At 41.8% G+C, this 15,271-nt stretch carries 17 protein-coding genes; 2 read left to right on the forward strand and 15 right to left on the reverse strand.

The window, feature by feature from the left end; genetic code table 11:
- Positions 1 to 456: 456 nt before the first annotated feature.
- The 9 genes from B9T62_RS24705 to B9T62_RS24745 form a co-directional block, all read right to left on the reverse strand.
- Positions 457 to 2,055: a M56 family metallopeptidase gene (locus B9T62_RS24705; RefSeq protein ID WP_157793995.1), complete on the reverse strand. Its 1,599-nt coding sequence runs from the start codon at positions 2,053 to 2,055 to the stop codon at positions 457 to 459.
- Between the two features lie 10 nt (positions 2,056 to 2,065).
- A complete protein-coding gene (locus tag B9T62_RS24710; protein WP_087917716.1) occupies positions 2,066 to 2,425 on the reverse strand; it encodes a BlaI/MecI/CopY family transcriptional regulator in 360 nt (119 codons plus the stop codon).
- Positions 2,426 to 2,559: 134 nt separating this feature from the next.
- Positions 2,560 to 3,726 carry a sensor histidine kinase gene (locus B9T62_RS24715; RefSeq protein WP_087917717.1) on the reverse strand — a complete coding sequence of 389 codons (1,167 nt, stop codon included), beginning with the start codon at positions 3,724 to 3,726 and terminating at the stop codon, positions 2,560 to 2,562.
- Entirely contained in the window at positions 3,710 to 4,402 is a 693-nt protein-coding gene (locus B9T62_RS24720; RefSeq protein WP_087917718.1) for a response regulator transcription factor, read from the reverse strand. Before B9T62_RS24720 ends, B9T62_RS24715 begins: the two co-directional genes overlap by 17 nt.
- A gap of 69 nt (positions 4,403 to 4,471) precedes the next feature.
- On the reverse strand, positions 4,472 to 4,720 hold the full coding sequence (locus tag B9T62_RS24725; protein WP_087917719.1) for a hypothetical protein: 249 nt from the start codon (positions 4,718 to 4,720) through the stop codon (positions 4,472 to 4,474).
- Between the two features lie 378 nt (positions 4,721 to 5,098).
- Positions 5,099 to 6,244, reverse strand: a complete 1,146-nt coding sequence (locus B9T62_RS24730; RefSeq protein ID WP_087917720.1) for a hypothetical protein — start codon at positions 6,242 to 6,244, stop codon at positions 5,099 to 5,101.
- An 18-nt stretch (positions 6,245 to 6,262) separates the two neighbouring features.
- Positions 6,263 to 7,471: a hypothetical protein gene (locus B9T62_RS24735; protein ID WP_087917721.1), complete on the reverse strand. Its 1,209-nt coding sequence runs from the start codon at positions 7,469 to 7,471 to the stop codon at positions 6,263 to 6,265.
- A complete protein-coding gene (locus B9T62_RS24740) occupies positions 7,464 to 8,327 on the reverse strand; it encodes an ABC transporter ATP-binding protein (RefSeq protein WP_087917722.1) in 864 nt (287 codons plus the stop codon). Before B9T62_RS24740 ends, B9T62_RS24735 begins: the two co-directional genes overlap by 8 nt.
- On the reverse strand, positions 8,317 to 8,985 hold the full coding sequence (locus B9T62_RS24745) for a hypothetical protein (RefSeq protein ID WP_087917723.1): 669 nt from the start codon (positions 8,983 to 8,985) through the stop codon (positions 8,317 to 8,319). The genes B9T62_RS24740 and B9T62_RS24745 overlap by 11 nt, the downstream gene beginning before the upstream one ends.
- 487 nt (positions 8,986 to 9,472) lie before the next feature.
- Between B9T62_RS24745 and B9T62_RS24750 the strand changes: the two genes are divergently transcribed.
- Positions 9,473 to 9,721, forward strand: coding sequence for a hypothetical protein (locus B9T62_RS24750; protein ID WP_087917724.1), 249 nt, complete (start codon positions 9,473 to 9,475; stop codon positions 9,719 to 9,721).
- 23 nt (positions 9,722 to 9,744) lie between these two features.
- Here the strand turns inward: B9T62_RS24750 and B9T62_RS24755 are convergent, their stop codons facing one another.
- On the reverse strand, positions 9,745 to 10,101 hold the full coding sequence (locus B9T62_RS24755; RefSeq protein ID WP_087917725.1) for an ATP-binding cassette domain-containing protein: 357 nt from the start codon (positions 10,099 to 10,101) through the stop codon (positions 9,745 to 9,747).
- Positions 10,102 to 10,402: 301 nt separating this feature from the next.
- Between B9T62_RS24755 and B9T62_RS39445 the strand changes: the two genes are divergently transcribed.
- The gene (locus B9T62_RS39445; RefSeq protein ID WP_157793996.1) at positions 10,403 to 10,579 is read left to right on the forward strand and encodes a hypothetical protein; all 177 of its coding nucleotides are present in this window, start codon (positions 10,403 to 10,405) and stop codon (positions 10,577 to 10,579) included.
- 3 nt (positions 10,580 to 10,582) lie between these two features.
- Here B9T62_RS39445 and B9T62_RS24760 read toward each other — a convergent pair whose 3' ends face one another.
- The 5 genes from B9T62_RS24760 to sufD form a co-directional block, all read right to left on the reverse strand.
- A complete protein-coding gene (locus B9T62_RS24760) occupies positions 10,583 to 11,101 on the reverse strand; it encodes a methyltransferase family protein (protein WP_087920420.1) in 519 nt (172 codons plus the stop codon).
- Positions 11,102 to 11,160: 59 nt separating this feature from the next.
- A complete protein-coding gene (locus B9T62_RS24765; protein ID WP_087917726.1) occupies positions 11,161 to 11,811 on the reverse strand; it encodes an aminotransferase-like domain-containing protein in 651 nt (216 codons plus the stop codon).
- Positions 11,812 to 11,928: 117 nt separating this feature from the next.
- The gene (locus B9T62_RS24770) at positions 11,929 to 12,168 is read right to left on the reverse strand and encodes a NifU family protein (RefSeq protein WP_038596501.1); all 240 of its coding nucleotides are present in this window, start codon (positions 12,166 to 12,168) and stop codon (positions 11,929 to 11,931) included.
- Between the two features lie 321 nt (positions 12,169 to 12,489).
- Entirely contained in the window at positions 12,490 to 13,887 is a 1,398-nt protein-coding gene (gene sufB, locus B9T62_RS24780; RefSeq protein ID WP_087917728.1) for a Fe-S cluster assembly protein SufB, read from the reverse strand.
- A 53-nt stretch (positions 13,888 to 13,940) separates the two neighbouring features.
- A complete protein-coding gene (gene sufD / locus B9T62_RS24785) occupies positions 13,941 to 15,248 on the reverse strand; it encodes a Fe-S cluster assembly protein SufD (RefSeq protein ID WP_425436601.1) in 1,308 nt (435 codons plus the stop codon).
- Between the last annotated feature and the right edge of the window lie 23 nt (positions 15,249 to 15,271).

The following is a 15,271-nucleotide window of genomic DNA, read 5'->3' on the forward strand; positions in this document are numbered from 1 at the left end:
TAAGTGTATTCTGTACAGCTACTTTCTCAGGAAACGGCGTTTCAGGGGCATATATGAGAATTTAGCTGTACGAAATACAACTATATTCATTTCACAGTTACTTTCACGGCAAATAGCTGCACGAAATACAGTTAAGTTGGCTCGCTGCTTCTACCGCGGGTCATTATCCTCACACACTTGCTCTATTTACTCTCAAACCCTACTATTTAATTTTAGTTCTACTTTTACTTCTAGATATACTCTTACTCTACTTCATCAGCTACTTTTCTCCAGACTTCTGAGTACATCGGCAGCCTTACTGATGTTCCAATAAGAACACATAGAACCCCAGACTGATAGTGTCTAGGGTTTATAGGTATAAGATTTATGGTTAGACTCAGTAGATTAGCTTTCCATCCACCAAGTCCATGACTAGATCAGCCTTATTATCACTTGTAAATACGATTTGCAGCTCAGCTACATGGGCTGCAATTCTTCCATAATATTCTCAACCTCCTGCCGTTCCATTCTGCCAGCTTTTATTTGCTCGTCGCAAAAGGCCTCTACCGCCGCATTGAGTTCCTGCTTGGTAGCATAAACAAATTCTTTCGTATCCCCATTTTCAAGGTTTACTACCCACGAATAGCTAACAGCAGGATCAATGGAATCGGCTGCAGCCGTTGTGCCAGTCGATTCAGGGTTGCTATACATCGTGGCTGTTGCTGCAGATTCGGTTTCGATTCCTGCTGAATCCACAGGATAAAGAGAACCCTCTGCGTAACCCACATTATCATCACCCTCAACTAGTTTGGAAAACTTGCTGCCTTTTTTAATGAGCTCAAGTGTTTCTTCATACAGCTTTATAGCGTCATCTACCCGCTTCTGTGACCACCCAGGAGCATTCACCAAGGATTGCAGAGCGACTTTCTCCTGCTCCAGCCACGCTTTATACCCATCATATGTCCACCATTCAATCTCATGCACAGGATAGAGCTTTTGAAATTCCACTTCATTCATCCAGGTTTCACCACCATCCGTACTGACCATAGACGAACCTCCCTCATCTTTGGTTAGAGTTACAGCAACCTGTTCAGAAGAAGTTTGTTCAGGGTTGGACACCCCGACCGTGTCAGTGGCGAATACAACAGGAACAGCAATCATAAGTGTCAGAGCTATGGCCACTCCCATGCTGGAAGTTTTTTTGATTTTCATAATAGACACAATCCTCTCTTCAATAGAGTTTTTGCTGAAACTGCTGTATAGCGCACCCAGCCTGCTTTTGCTCTCCTCCATATTGATAAGCGTCATGGCATAGGCAGATTTATGGGACACCCCGAAGGACTTCACCACAGCTTCATCACAGGAAATTTCAATATCACGGTTTACCAGCACATACATTACCCATACCAAGGGATTGAACCAATGGACAGAAACAACGAATGCCAAGATTAGCTTGGTTAGCGCGTCACAACGCCGGATGTGCACGAATTCATGAGTAAGGATATATTGTAATTTAGTTTCATCGGTCCAGTCCGTTATGCTCGGTAGAAGCACCACAGGCCGGAATACCCCATAGGTCAGTGGAGTTTGGATTAAATCGCATTGTCTGATCTGTACAGACCGCGATGTAGGATGTTCGCTTAGCCACCGGGTGCAGCATTCCTTCTCCACAGGTAGAGAGGTCTGGAATTCTCTACGATTCTTGATATAACCCACTGCAAAGAACAATACACAAGCACACATTCCTAACAGCCAAAACACTGTAACAAGAGACAACGATGCTCCTGGTTCGCCTATTGCTATGCCCTGCTCTGTACCATGACTTAGATCGGTATTGGCCGATGCAGCAGCCCGATTGAAACCATTGGATTTCAGGAATGCTTGTTCCAGCAGGTCAATCCCCGTATACAGACTGAAAGGCGAAGCAATTGAAACCGGAAACAACAGATGGCAGATTACCACTCCCCAGAGAACAAGAAAAGTCCTTTTCGGCAGTTTGTTCAGGGCAAGCGATCGAATCACAACAACGGCAATAATCAAGACGGCGGCTGAGAGGCTTTTATCCAGAACACTCATAGCGAAATCCTCACTCCAGCTCATTGACCCGTCGCTTTAACCGTTCAATTTCCTCCTGCGACAGGTTCTTCCTGCTCAGAAGGGAAGCAAACAGCAAATCTGCCGAGCCATCAAAAATTTTGTTGATCAATTCCTTGGTCTCCTGTGCCTGCACTTGCTCTTTGGGGAGAATAGCACGACAGATGAAATTAGGCTCCAGCCGTTCAATTGCATCCTTTTCAATACATTTCTTTATAACTGTATAGGTTGTATTTTTGTTCCATCCGACTTGTTTCTTTAGAATGGCCGCAAGCTGTTTTGCGGTTACATCCCCCTCTTTCCACAAGACATCCATGACTTTGAGCTCTGAATCAAACAGTTTGATTTCCATAAAAAACCCCCTCCACAGACTATTCAAGTAGTCTAATACAACCACATACTATCACGGTAGTCTAACAATGTCAATATTACCCATCCGATGGATTGCCCCATTTCCTCAATTGCATATCCACACTAACTTATATATCAGCTAATGCCCGAAATAACAAAGCGTGTACCTGCATTCACCGTACTTTCCACTTCTATCTCCCATCCGTGCTTCTCAATAATCGCTTTCACTATGGACAGTCCTAAGCCTGCTCCAGCAATCTTGCGTGATCTCGACGAATCCACTCTATAAAAAGGCTCGAATATTTCATCAATTTCCTCTGATGGAATCCCTAGCCCAGAATCAGAAATACTCATTTTGCCCATATGATCTGCTGTCCATGTCTTGATTACAATGGTTCCATTAATGACATTGTATTTCATAGCATTCTCAAGCAAATTAAAAAATGCTCTATATACGATCGTGGTATTTCCTTTCATCGTATCCCATTCAAACTCATACGTAACATGAATATTTTTGTCCTTGTAGGATGGCTGCAACTCAGCTTCTATCTGTATAAATAATTTCTTTAGCTCTATCTCATCCACATCATCCATATTGCTTTCATGGGTCAGAACAAATAAATCATCTACAATATTCATCAGACGCTTTATATTACGTTCTGCCATTTCTATAGTATCTTTATAGTCTTCAACTGCAGGCTCATCATCCAATTGCAGAACCTGTATACCTGCGTTCAAGATCGAAAGAGGAGTCTTCAGTTCGTGTGATACATTTGCAGAAAAACGCTTCTGCCGAAGAAACGATTCATTCAGTCTTTCTAACATCGCATTAAAAGAGTTGGCCAAGCTTCCAATTTCATCATTTGCAACAGAAACAGGTATTCTTTCTTCAAGATTATGCTCTGTAATATTGATGATGGAATGATTTAGGTCCTGTAAAGGTTTCAATGCCTTGCCTGCAACGATATAAGTAACGATCATTCCTATACCAGAAACAATCATTAAATAGATATAACTCCAACTATCAAACTGCTTTTGGGCTTGGACTGCTGCAACGGCTGGAACGGAGATAAGTCCTTCCGGTGGGAATTCATAGTCATTGGATTCTGCTTGTACCGAGTCGCTGTCCTCCGTTCGTACAAGCGGTCCTTCAATCGCTTTATACGCGGCATTTAGATGCGTAAATTTATCCTGTGCATTATAAATGCTCGACAAGGTTAACAACATGGATGTTGCCAATACGATCCCCCCTGCCAATAGGGTAACTCTCATTCTAATTGAAACCTTATTCAGCAGCCCCATGGTTATCCTCCGTTAAAATATATCCCTGGCCTCTAATGTTTTTAATGTACTCCACCTGACATCCTGATTCATTTATTTTCTTTTTTAAAGAATGAATATGGTATTTCAAAGCGTTGGAGAACAAATCTGCTTCACTGTCCCAGACATGCTCTATAAGTTGCTCTGAGCTTATCACAGTATCTTGATGAAGGAAAAGATACTCCAGTATAGCAAATTCCTTCTTAGTTAATGAAAGTAATGATTTTTGGTAAGATGCTGTTTTGGAGACCGTATCTAGTTTAAGCTCTCCACATGCAAGCACGGTTGATTTCTGTGTGAAGGACATTCTTAACAGCATCCGTATCCGAGCTTCTAGTTCTTTATAATCAAAAGGTTTAATTAAATAATCATTCGCTCCTAAATCTAAACCTGTCACCCTGTCTTCCACATCACTACGAGCAGATAAAATAAGTACTTTGACGAAGTTGTCCTTGCTACGTATGGTGTTCAAGACCTCTAATCCATCCAACTTCGGTAGGTTTAGATCCAGAATAATCAAATCATATTCATTAACTGTATAAAGATATAGAGCTTCTTCCCCATCATAGGCATGATCTATTGCATATCCACTTTTCCTCAAACCTTTTGATATAATGGCGGATAACTCTTCTTCATCCTCAACTAAAAGTAATTTCATTTAGCAAAACACTCCTTTACCTACTATAAGAAAAAGTGCAGCGACCATAAATTGGCCGCTGCATTATCCCTATTTCGCTTTTACTGCCGGTACTGCTTCAACACTTTCTCCGAAGTCTTCAATCGTATCCGGGTTGACATACTCATTCTTCTCTATGTCATAGACTTGGATCGCATCTCCCGGTGCTCCGATCGCTGGGTGCTTTTCAATCTCGTTCTTGTCATTACTTGCCGCAAAGGCTGCCGTAGACATTGACGCAACCACCATCAAGGCCATTGCTGAAACACCGATAGTTTTAACCCTTTTTGTTATAATCATTGTAATATCCTCCTGTTATTTGTTTTATTTTCTATAGGGTTGCAACCTCTATGTCCCTACTATAACAAAACAAAAGTTAGGAATCGGTTAGTTTATGGATGTGAATATTAACTGAGATCATATTGAGCAAGACCACTGAGAAGGATTACTGGCTAGGTAGGGTCCATAAACAAAGGCTCCATGGTCTACATGACAGCGAATAAAAACCACCTTCCTGCGCTTTCAGCACGTAGGTCCTAAACCGTTTTTGCTAATACCATCTTTTTCTGATCCAGCTTCGCATAAAATAAAAAATGAATACATCCACTACCTTCTTTCTGAACTTCACTTCATTTTTTTATCCTTGATGTGTTTTTAACTTTATGCATCATGCTCAATTTAAGAAGTAAACCTCATTTTATTAATCCATCTTGGCAAAAATAGTAGGAGCATAAATAAAACTGCAACAGTAATGGAAGGAACGGCAATGATTGTAGAAATACCTCCATAGGGTTCAAAACTTGTGTAATAGCTGTTGAACTTGGCTATCTGCATGGGCAGAAAATTGCCCACGTAATGTTTCAGAAAGAAAACCTCGCTCATCTGAATAGCGTAAGATATGGCTATGGTGAATAATAACAGGGCGTAGCCAGTATAAACCTGTGTAACTAATACGCTGATCAATAAGGTAATCCCTGTCATCAGGGAGATTGCCACATATCCAATGACCAGGTTGATCAACAACTGCTCGAAATAATTCACCTCAACCATTGATAAAAAAAATTGGGGACTACTTTGTATAGACAAATCCGCTCCTTGTAAACCGTACATAAAGAATATAGGCGTAATGTAAATCGCCACCGCCGCCAGATACAGCAATAAAGAGAGTTGGAAGGCGTTGATAATCCGTATCCTACTCAGCTTACGTTTCCCAAACCTCGTGGATTTCACCAGTCCGTCCACGCCCAAGGTCTCGTCTTCATTAAAAATTGGAACCAGTATAATGGAAAGGAGAACCAGGACAATAAAAACACACTGGCTCATCCCTGAGTTAACGTTCTTCCAGCCCTCGGCATAACCCATCCGGATAGGTTCGGAGAGAGAAGCTGCTGCAAAAGTCCCGTTGCTATTTCCTTCCCTAGAACTCCCCGCATCCTCCTGTGCACTTCTGATGATGTCTGCCCTGTCCTGATAGAATTGTTCTGCTGAGACATCCCGTATTCCAGTCCAGTCCCAGCCATACACCTGGATAATCATATCCAAGGCTGGCAAATCTGCAACATCTGCTGTATTCCTGTCTTCTGGTAGGCTAAGTTCTCTGTATTTTTCCAAAATTTTATTAATCTCAACTTCATCCAATACCAACGGTTGATAGATATTCCGGTATTCCGTCCCATCAGTTACCTCATATCTGGCCTGATTTAAATAACCTGTTTTGATGGTGTCTAAGTTGTAAAAGGTAAGTATCAGAAACAATGCCAACAAAAAACCGAATACGTTTATGTTTAGGATTTTACTTCTGTTTAATTTTGATAAATAGCTCATTATTTCACCTACCTTCCTCTACTGTAAATAATATCTTCTCATCCATATAGAGATAGCGATTCGAGATAAGAGAATGTACACAGTACCCAGAAACAGGGCGACAAAAACATAAGGAAACACGGTATTACCCACAAAATATAATTTCTCTATGCCTATAAGATTATTGATAAAGTTCTGGGGCATGAAGACCATCACTTGTTCAATCAGCGCCACACTCCCCATCTGATAAGTATTGACGAGATAAAAATAAATCAGTGAAAGTGCTAATACCAGTCTCCCTCTTTTAAAAACTAAGGACAAAAACAGGATAAGATGCGTCACGACAAGAGTGGAAAAGTATCCCATGAAAATATAGAGTAACCCCTCTTGAAGCTGATTCATGGAATAAAATGTAATCGTCCCAATTTGAACCGAAGAGTCCCAGCCGTGCAGCGTATACACTGCAGTAATAAACAGCAGTACGATCGCAATATACACAAAATAGGCTATCGTAGAAAACACACAGGCGGCACCAAGCTTATAGCTGATCAGCTTCCTCCGGCTCTCCCTGGTGGATAAGGTCACCTTGTCAATTCCTTTGCTGCTGTTTTTGGAGAATCCCTCGCATAGGATAAAGGCCAAGAACATAAAGAAAAGGTAAATCGTATTTAATAAACCTATTTTCAGGTATTCCCAGCCACTATCGTATTTGAATAAAAAGGGGGTGGATACTTTTTGCATTTTCTGGGATATGATTTCGATTTGTTTCTCTGTATACGGAAATAGATTTTGTTCATTGGATAAATATTCGGTAAAACTGCCCTTCCAATCCATATAAAAATTAGCGAGCTGCTCATCCGTTAAATTTAAGCTGTTATCGAGCACACGGTACTTTTCATATGGAAAGTTCAGTTCCCAGTGCAGCGCATCGTGAGGAAAAGTCAATCTTTTTCCCAGCTTGCGGTCTGTATCCACTTCGCCCTCAATATAAGGTTTGTCCACGCTGTTTTCGTAGTTTTGTTTCATTTGTAACAAATAATCCGTCGTCATCGTGCCCTCAACCGTGCGTTCCCTTAAAATTTCCCAGCCCCCAAGACCGCTATGTATGGTTCCCTCATCATCCAAGACATCGATGCTCTTGGCGCTTTGAAACAAAGGGATCAGAATAATTGCGAGAAAAAGTAGGCTGATAATCACTGTATTTTTATTCAATATTTTTTTCAGTTCTAATGGAATGAAATTACGCATGGCTCCCACTCCCTAAGTAGATGTAGTAATCTTCCAGCGTGGGCTCGCATACGATTGCGCCTGATTCCTTTTCTCCCAAGTAACGTACATTAACAACGTTTTCTTCCTGCCGGATCCGTACGATTAGGTGCTCCTTTTTAAAGGAGGCCAGTCGCTCTCTGTCCATCTCCTCCGTGAACACTTTTCCTTTAATCTCGGATAACATCTTTTGCACATTACCTTGCTCTTTAATTTTGCCCTGATTTAGGATGATCACATTGGTGGTGATTGCTTCGATATCCGAAATAATGTGGGTAGAAAACAAGATGATCTTATCCTGTCCCATTTCGCTTATGATGTTTGAAAAACGGATTCGCTCATGGGGGTCAAGCCCAGCGGTGGGCTCGTCAAAAATTAATATCTTCGGGTCGTTAATAATGGCTTGGGCAATGCCCACCCGCCTTTTCATCCCTCCGGAAAAGGTTTTGACCTTTTTATTAGCAACTTTCTCCAGGTTGACAAACTGTAATACCTCTGGAACTTTGTGCTTCAGTTCTTTTTTTGACAAACCCTTCAGTGCTCCCATATATTCCAGATATTCCGTTGCCGTAAACGCGGAATACACCTCGAAATCCTGGGGAATATATCCCACTAGATTCCGGTAGTCATCGTTCATATGGAAGATATCCTTGCCGTTAAAGGTAACCTTACCACTAGTTTGATGGTCGATTGCCACAAGAATTCTCATCAAGGTGCTTTTCCCTGCCCCATTATCTCCCAAAAGCCCGTACACGCCTTCAGGCAAAGTAAAATTTAGTTCATCGATTGCCCGTTTCATTCCAAATGTTCTTGTTACATTCTCCGCTTTAATTTCCATCGCTAATTTCCTCTCTCAATTGATATACGTCTCCTTCCGAGAGAACTTGCCATTCCTCTCCCGCAGACTTTCTCCCTAACAGGAGGTTGGTATATTCTCCGTCCAGCTTTTTCACTTCCCATGCCACCAGATTTTCATTTTCGAATCCTGCTATGATACCTGATTTTTCTCCTGCATATAGGATATGTTGGATTCTCGGATCATCAGTGTTTCCCCTGGTGCCATCGTCCGCTGGTTCGGGAAACCGATCTGGATTTTCTCTCATGTATGCTTCAACAGTTTTGTAGATGCCTATTATATCTTCGATAGAATGAGACGGAACTTCTATTGTTGGCCTAATTGATGACCCTTTGATTCTTTTCTCCCGATAAGATTTTTCATTTTTTTTCCTCTCTTCATCAAGACGTTTGTCCAAGGCAATATCCTCAAAAGTCCTTTTATCATCTATCGTTGCATCCTCTGGGGGCTCCTCATTGCCCGGATTCTCATTCTCTGTTTTTACATCCTTCGGACTATTATCTACAGTAGCTAATTCCTCTGAGATGGTTTTATCATTCTGCATGCTTACATATTCTGAGTAGCTACTTTGATTTTGGAAGTAGAGGCTTCCTCCAATCAAAATGGTTATAGTTAATACAATCATTAAGATTTTTTTCACTAAGACACCTCCGTTTTTAATATGTAATCCTACATTTTAGCCCTCCGAGAAGAACAATTGCGAATACTGATATTCTTACTAATTTGGATTTCCTGTTCTTTAGCTTGCCACGTTCCTTCTTCTTCACTTCCATGTTCTTCCTATTCTTCTTGGTACAAAGTATAGACTGAACAACTTAAAAATCTAGGTGTGTAGATCTTAAATTTTTCTTAAATAAATGGTTTGTGCTTAGCTATTCTTCTCTACTTTATTAGTGTCCTGCGGTAAACGAACCTCAAATGTGGTCTGTATGATATTATTTTGCGCCTTAATCGATCCTTGATTGTTTTTTGGCCATCCAAGAAATATCATGCATATCCCTTAAATGATCCAACAACAAAACAGTAAATTTTAAGAATAAAAAAATATGATGTCACTATTTTTAGATTGATATATTGTAATTTGGCAATTATAATAAACACAACCAACTATATGAAAGGTGAATGAAATGAAAAAACTGCCTAGAATCACTCAAAAAGAACAAGATGTGTTGTTGGTTTTTTGGCGAGATGGCGGAAATTTAACCGCATCAGCCATCGCAGATAAAGGGGACGGATTGGGTATTAATACCGTTCAAGCAGCAGTTCGGAGTTTGTTGAAAAAAGAATATATTGAAATTGCTGATATTGTATATAGCGGCACCGTACTAACAAGAAGCTATAAGCCTCTTCAAAGAATTGATGTAGTGATTTATTGATATACTGCATAAGCATCTATTTATTATTTCAACAACTCACCTGCAATAGCAGACTCTCTAATGAATCCTTTATAGTTGTCTGCTTGAATGTCATACAGCTCCGCATATATTTTATTATTGCTCATCAGAAAATCATGATCACCCACAGCGTCTACTTTGCCTTCGTGTATAACAACTATTTGATCAATATTTTTTATATTAGTGAATCTATGAGTAATAATTATATTAATCCTATCTGTTTTTTTGTTTACCATATTTTTAAAGACTTCACTTTCTGTCTTAGCATCTAACGCTGCTGTTGGTTCATCAAATACCATAACGTCTGCTTCCCGGACGAAACTTCTTGAGATAGCAAGTCTTTGCCATTGCCCTGTCGAAATATCCTCGCTATTTTCCCATTAAATTTGTATCAAATCTCCTATTCAATTCGTTAATAAAATCATGTGCTGGATGCCTAATCGCTTCCGTATCTTTACTGCCCCGAAGCCCGGTATTAAACCATCTGTTTGATGTCACCCAAACAACAGGCAAACCGACTCCTGCGGTATGGAATTTGGAGCAGCTTGACCCTGCCGAACTGGCCGGAAGGCTGACCTCCTACGATACGATGAACTGTCTGCCGCCATCGCCCAGCTAGCCCATACCGCTGTTTCCACCTCCTGGGAGGAATGGCTACAAGAAGTGGAGCATGACATTGCCGAGCATTTTTTGCAGACGATGCCCTGGCATGGCCTGAAGCAGCATATGGGCGACCTGATTGGAGACAGTGTTCGGGTACTCGTCCACCGCCGCTGCAAGCTGCCGGAGCCGGACGATGTGGACTTCTCCACCATCCCCCATTTGGACACCCTGCTCTGAACCTTAAAAGTAGCGTTTTACTCTATTCATGTAACTTACATATTCGCTCCCGAATTTTTTGATACACCATCTTTCTTCCGAAAGAATAATCCAGTGTGCTGATATTTGAAAAATAAGTAGAGTAATAAATAGCAGCATTGAATGTATTAAGACTGCACAGCCTAAAAAATACATGAAATACCCTATATACATTGGGTTACGAGAAACCTTATATATGCCGTTTGCATTTAACCCGCTTCGGTTAGGTTTTGCAAATGCAATAGTAGAAATTATAAGAACAACAATGCCTAAGATGTAGATGAACAAGCCAATAAAAAACTTTGGCGGCTTTGTTTGTATCTTCAAAAAAAGCGGATACAAGAAAATAAAAAAATTCGATACCTGGTAAAAAAAGTAGGCAACTCTTTCTCCTCCTTCTAATGGAGCAAAGAAAGCGGCACGACTTAAAGCTGATTTGTTTATCATTCCTAATAGACCAAACCTTATAAAAAAGAGCGGTATCACTAATATAAACGCATTCACTATGCCGCCTCCCTTCCTTCGCCTTTGACTTTCGGCATATGCCGAAAGTCTTTTTCTTTTCATTTTGAGACAAGATTATGCCTCCAGCCGACGCGTAGACCGGGACACAAAGATTTGGAAAAGGGACCAAGTGTGATCACGATTTTGTTTTTATCAAATTGGCTGATTGAAGGAATGCGAGAACCGTCAAACCCCATTTCACTATAGGGGTCATCTTCAATAATGATAATTCCGTTCTTAGCTGCAATATCTGCAATAGCCTTGCGGCGCTCTAAGCTCCAAGTTGTTCCTGTTGGGTTTTGATAGTTTGGAATGATATAGATAAGCTTAATATTACTGTGTTGGGCAATTAAAGCTTCAACTTCACTCAAAACCATTCCCTCGGAATCAATGGTGACATCTCGAAAGTCACATCCATAACTTCTAAATGCAGATAAGGCAGACGTATATGTGGGACTTTCACATAATACAATATCGCCCTTATTCAGGAAAATTCCCCCTACTAAATCAAGCCCTTGTTGGGAGCCGTTTGTGATTAAGATGTTTTCCTTCACAAAATGAGTTTGGTTAGTGATATTATGTCTGTCAGCAATCCATTCTCTCAAAGGTGCTAAGATTCCTCTTATTGCTAAATCGGCTTTCCACGATAAAATTCTGCGGATGTCATCCTCATGATGAAGAACGGTATGATTATTGAAAAAGGAACCCATGAAGAGTTCCTTTCCGACGATACCTTCTATGCGGATTTTTGTATAACAGCCTCTTTGCTAATTCTGTAGAGCGTTTATCTTAAGGATGTTTTTAAATTCGTTTCTGTTAAAAGGAATTTAGAATACTTGTACAACTTCTTTAATATCATCGATTTCCTCAAGAATTGCGCGCTCAATAGCAGCCTTTAACGTAATCGTAGCACTTGGGCAACCGTTGCAAGCTCCCAAAAATCTTAATTTGGCTATACCGTTCTCAACCTCGACCAGTTCAGCATCTCCACCGTCTCGCAGTAAGAAAGGACGTAGTTTGAGAAGCACTTCCGATACTTCATCGAATAAAATTCCATTCTCCTCCATTATGCCAGCTCCTCTCATTGTTTTACCAACAGTCAATTCAAGCTTTTTTTCACCCTAGATAGTCTGAGTGATCCTTTGCTTTTTGCCTAAGAATGGCCTCTTGATCCGAAAGTTCCCTTATAAGCGTATAAATAGGGTCTAAAGGTATCATCACACCACAACTTGCGCTCAATCCTGACAGCATATTGAAGTAGAACTGAAGTTTCCGTATCTCTCGGGTAATTTGAGCTAGTTCTGAATTGTCCGAATTATTTTTCTTCATTACTAACACCTCGTACTTCTTTAAAGAGTGATAAAGGTTTGATCTATTAAATTAATGAATCAACCGATGCTGCCTTCCATCTCAAATTGAATCAGCCGATTCATTTCAACGGCATATTCCATCGGCAATTCTTTGGTAAACGGCTCAATAAAGCCCATTACAATCATTTGTGTGGCATCTTGTTCTGTAAGCCCGCGGCTCATTAAGTAAAACAATTGTTCCTCGGACACTTTGGATACTGTTGCCTCGTGCTCCAAAGTAATCTGATCGTTTTTAATTTCATTGTACGGAATTGTATCTGATGATGACAGGTTGTCCAAAATCAACGTATCACACTTAATATTGGACTTGGATCCTGCGGAATCGCGGCTGAAGCTGGACAATCCCCGGTAGTTTACTTTGCCACCCTGCTTGCTGATGGATTTGGATATAATCGTAGATGTTGTCTCGGGAGCAAGGTGAATTACCTTCGCGCCGGCATCTTGATGCTGATCTTTACCGGCTACGGCAATAGACAGGATGGACCCCTTGGCTCCCCGTCCTTTCAATATTACAGCCGGATACTTCATGGTTACCTTGGAGCCGATGTTGCCGTCCACCCATTCCATTGTGGCATTTTCCTCTGCCACAGCCCTTTGGGTTACCAAGTTGTAGATATTAGGAGCCCAATTCTGGATTGTCGTGTAACGGACACGGGAATCTTTCCTGCAAATAATTTCAATAACTCCGCTATGCAGAGAACTGGTACTATAAATAGGTGCTGTACATCCTTCAACATAATGGACAAAGCTGCCCTCTTCGGCAATAATTAATGTCCGCTCGAATTGGCCCATATTTTCAGAATTAATACGGAAATACCCTTGTATAGGAACCTCACATTGAACGCCCCTCGGAATGTATACAAAGCTGCCGCCTGACCAAACCGCACTGTTAAGCGCCGCAAATTTATTGTCGGCGGGAGGGATGATCGTTCCAAAATATTGCTTAAACACTTCGGGGTATTGCTTTAATGCAGTATCCGTATCAAGGAAAATAACGCCCTGGTCCTCCAGTTCTTTCCGCATACTGTGATAGATTACTTCCGACTCGTATTGAACGGATACGCCCGCCAGGAACTTTTGCTCCGCTTCAGGAATTCCCAGCTTGTCAAAGGTTGCTTTGATCTCGGAAGGAACCTCCTCCCAGGTCTTTCCCTGTTTTTCAGAAGGGCGAACGTAATATTGGATGTCATCAAGATTTAGCCCGGCCAAATCCGCTCCCCATTGAGGCATCGGCATTTTGTAGAATTGATTCAAAGCTTTCAGCCGAAAATTGAGCATCCACTCCGGCTCTTCCTTGATTCGGGAAATTTCCCGGACGATCTCTTCAGTCAGACCTTTTCCAGATTGAAAAATAGACTGGTGCTCGTCGCGAAACCCATATTTATATTCGCCCATATCCGGCGCTTTTTTAGCCATTAGTATCACTCCTTTTAACCTTCATAAGACTCACTTTGATTGGTTCTGATTCCCTATGATCTGCCAAGCTTTTTCTCCACTACATCCTGCAGGTGGCTACGCACTCCCTCCAGCGGGATCTCCGAAATGACAGGAGCGAGGAATCCGAAAATAACAAGATATTCGGCTTCACTCCGTGATATCCCGCGCGACATCAGATAATAGATTTGTTCCGCATTTACTTGCCCCACGGATGCAGCATGACCGGCGGTTACATCATCCTCATCTATCAGCAGGATCGGATTGGCATCGCCGCGCGCTTTAGGACTTAACATAAGCACGCGTTCTGTTTGCTGACCATCACAATTGGTTGCACCTTTTTCAATTTTTGTAATCCCGTTGATAATGGCTGTAGCTTCTTCACGCATTACTGCGCGTGTGATCATTTGGCTCACCGAGCTTCTACCAAAATGCTGGGCTTGCGTAGTATAACTCAATTTCTGGTCCCCAGAGCCTATCGCAATCACCTTAGTGTCAGAGATGGACCCGTTGCCCTGGAGTAATGTCTTGGTATCACTGGCGGTATAGCCATTATTCATCTCGCCGACAATCCATTCTACACCGCCATCCGCAAGCACAACCGCACGCCGCTGGGTGAAGTCCGTTGTTGCTGCAGCAAGCTGATGAACAGAAGCGACCTGCACCTTGGAGCCTGCCCCTGCAAACACCTCTACCACACCGTTATGCAAAACCTTGATATCATCTCTGCTCGATATACAATGATCCACATAGCTGATCTTGCTGTTGCTCCCTGCCACAATTAAGATGTGTGGAGCAAAACGCACACCGCTTGTATCGTTAAGAAAGATCGCTTGAATGGGCGCTTCAACCTCTACACCGTCCGGGACATATAGAAAAACGCCACCACTCCATAAGGCACTGTGTGCAGCAGATAAACTATGCTCTTCCGGCTTCACTGCCTGAAAGAGATAACGTTGAACCAACTCCTCATGCTCTTTTGCCGCAGTATGCAGGTCCGTTAAAATTACTCCCTGGGCGGCTAAGCTCTCGGACAATTTCGTATACACTACATCCGAATTGAACTGAACGATTAGTCCGCCTTTCACTGGAGAAGCAACCAAATCTCGAACAACCTCCGGCGCATCTTCCAAACCTGACCACGCATTCTCAGCTTTGTAATCTCCACTTTCGTAGATATCCCATTTTTCAAGCTTGATTTTCTCCACTTTAGGCAACTCCAGCGTCCCTGCCAGTTCGAGTGCGTGAACGCGGCGTTCAATCAGCCAACGAGGTTCATCCTTAGCACTTGACCATGCGCGTAAATCGTCCACATTCATTGAAACTCTAGCTTGTATATCCACGTGCTGTTCCTCCTCTTCAGCTT

It is taken from the genome of Paenibacillus donghaensis (assembly GCF_002192415.1).
In the GTDB taxonomy this organism is placed as follows: domain Bacteria; phylum Bacillota; class Bacilli; order Paenibacillales; family Paenibacillaceae; genus Paenibacillus_AQ; species Paenibacillus_AQ donghaensis.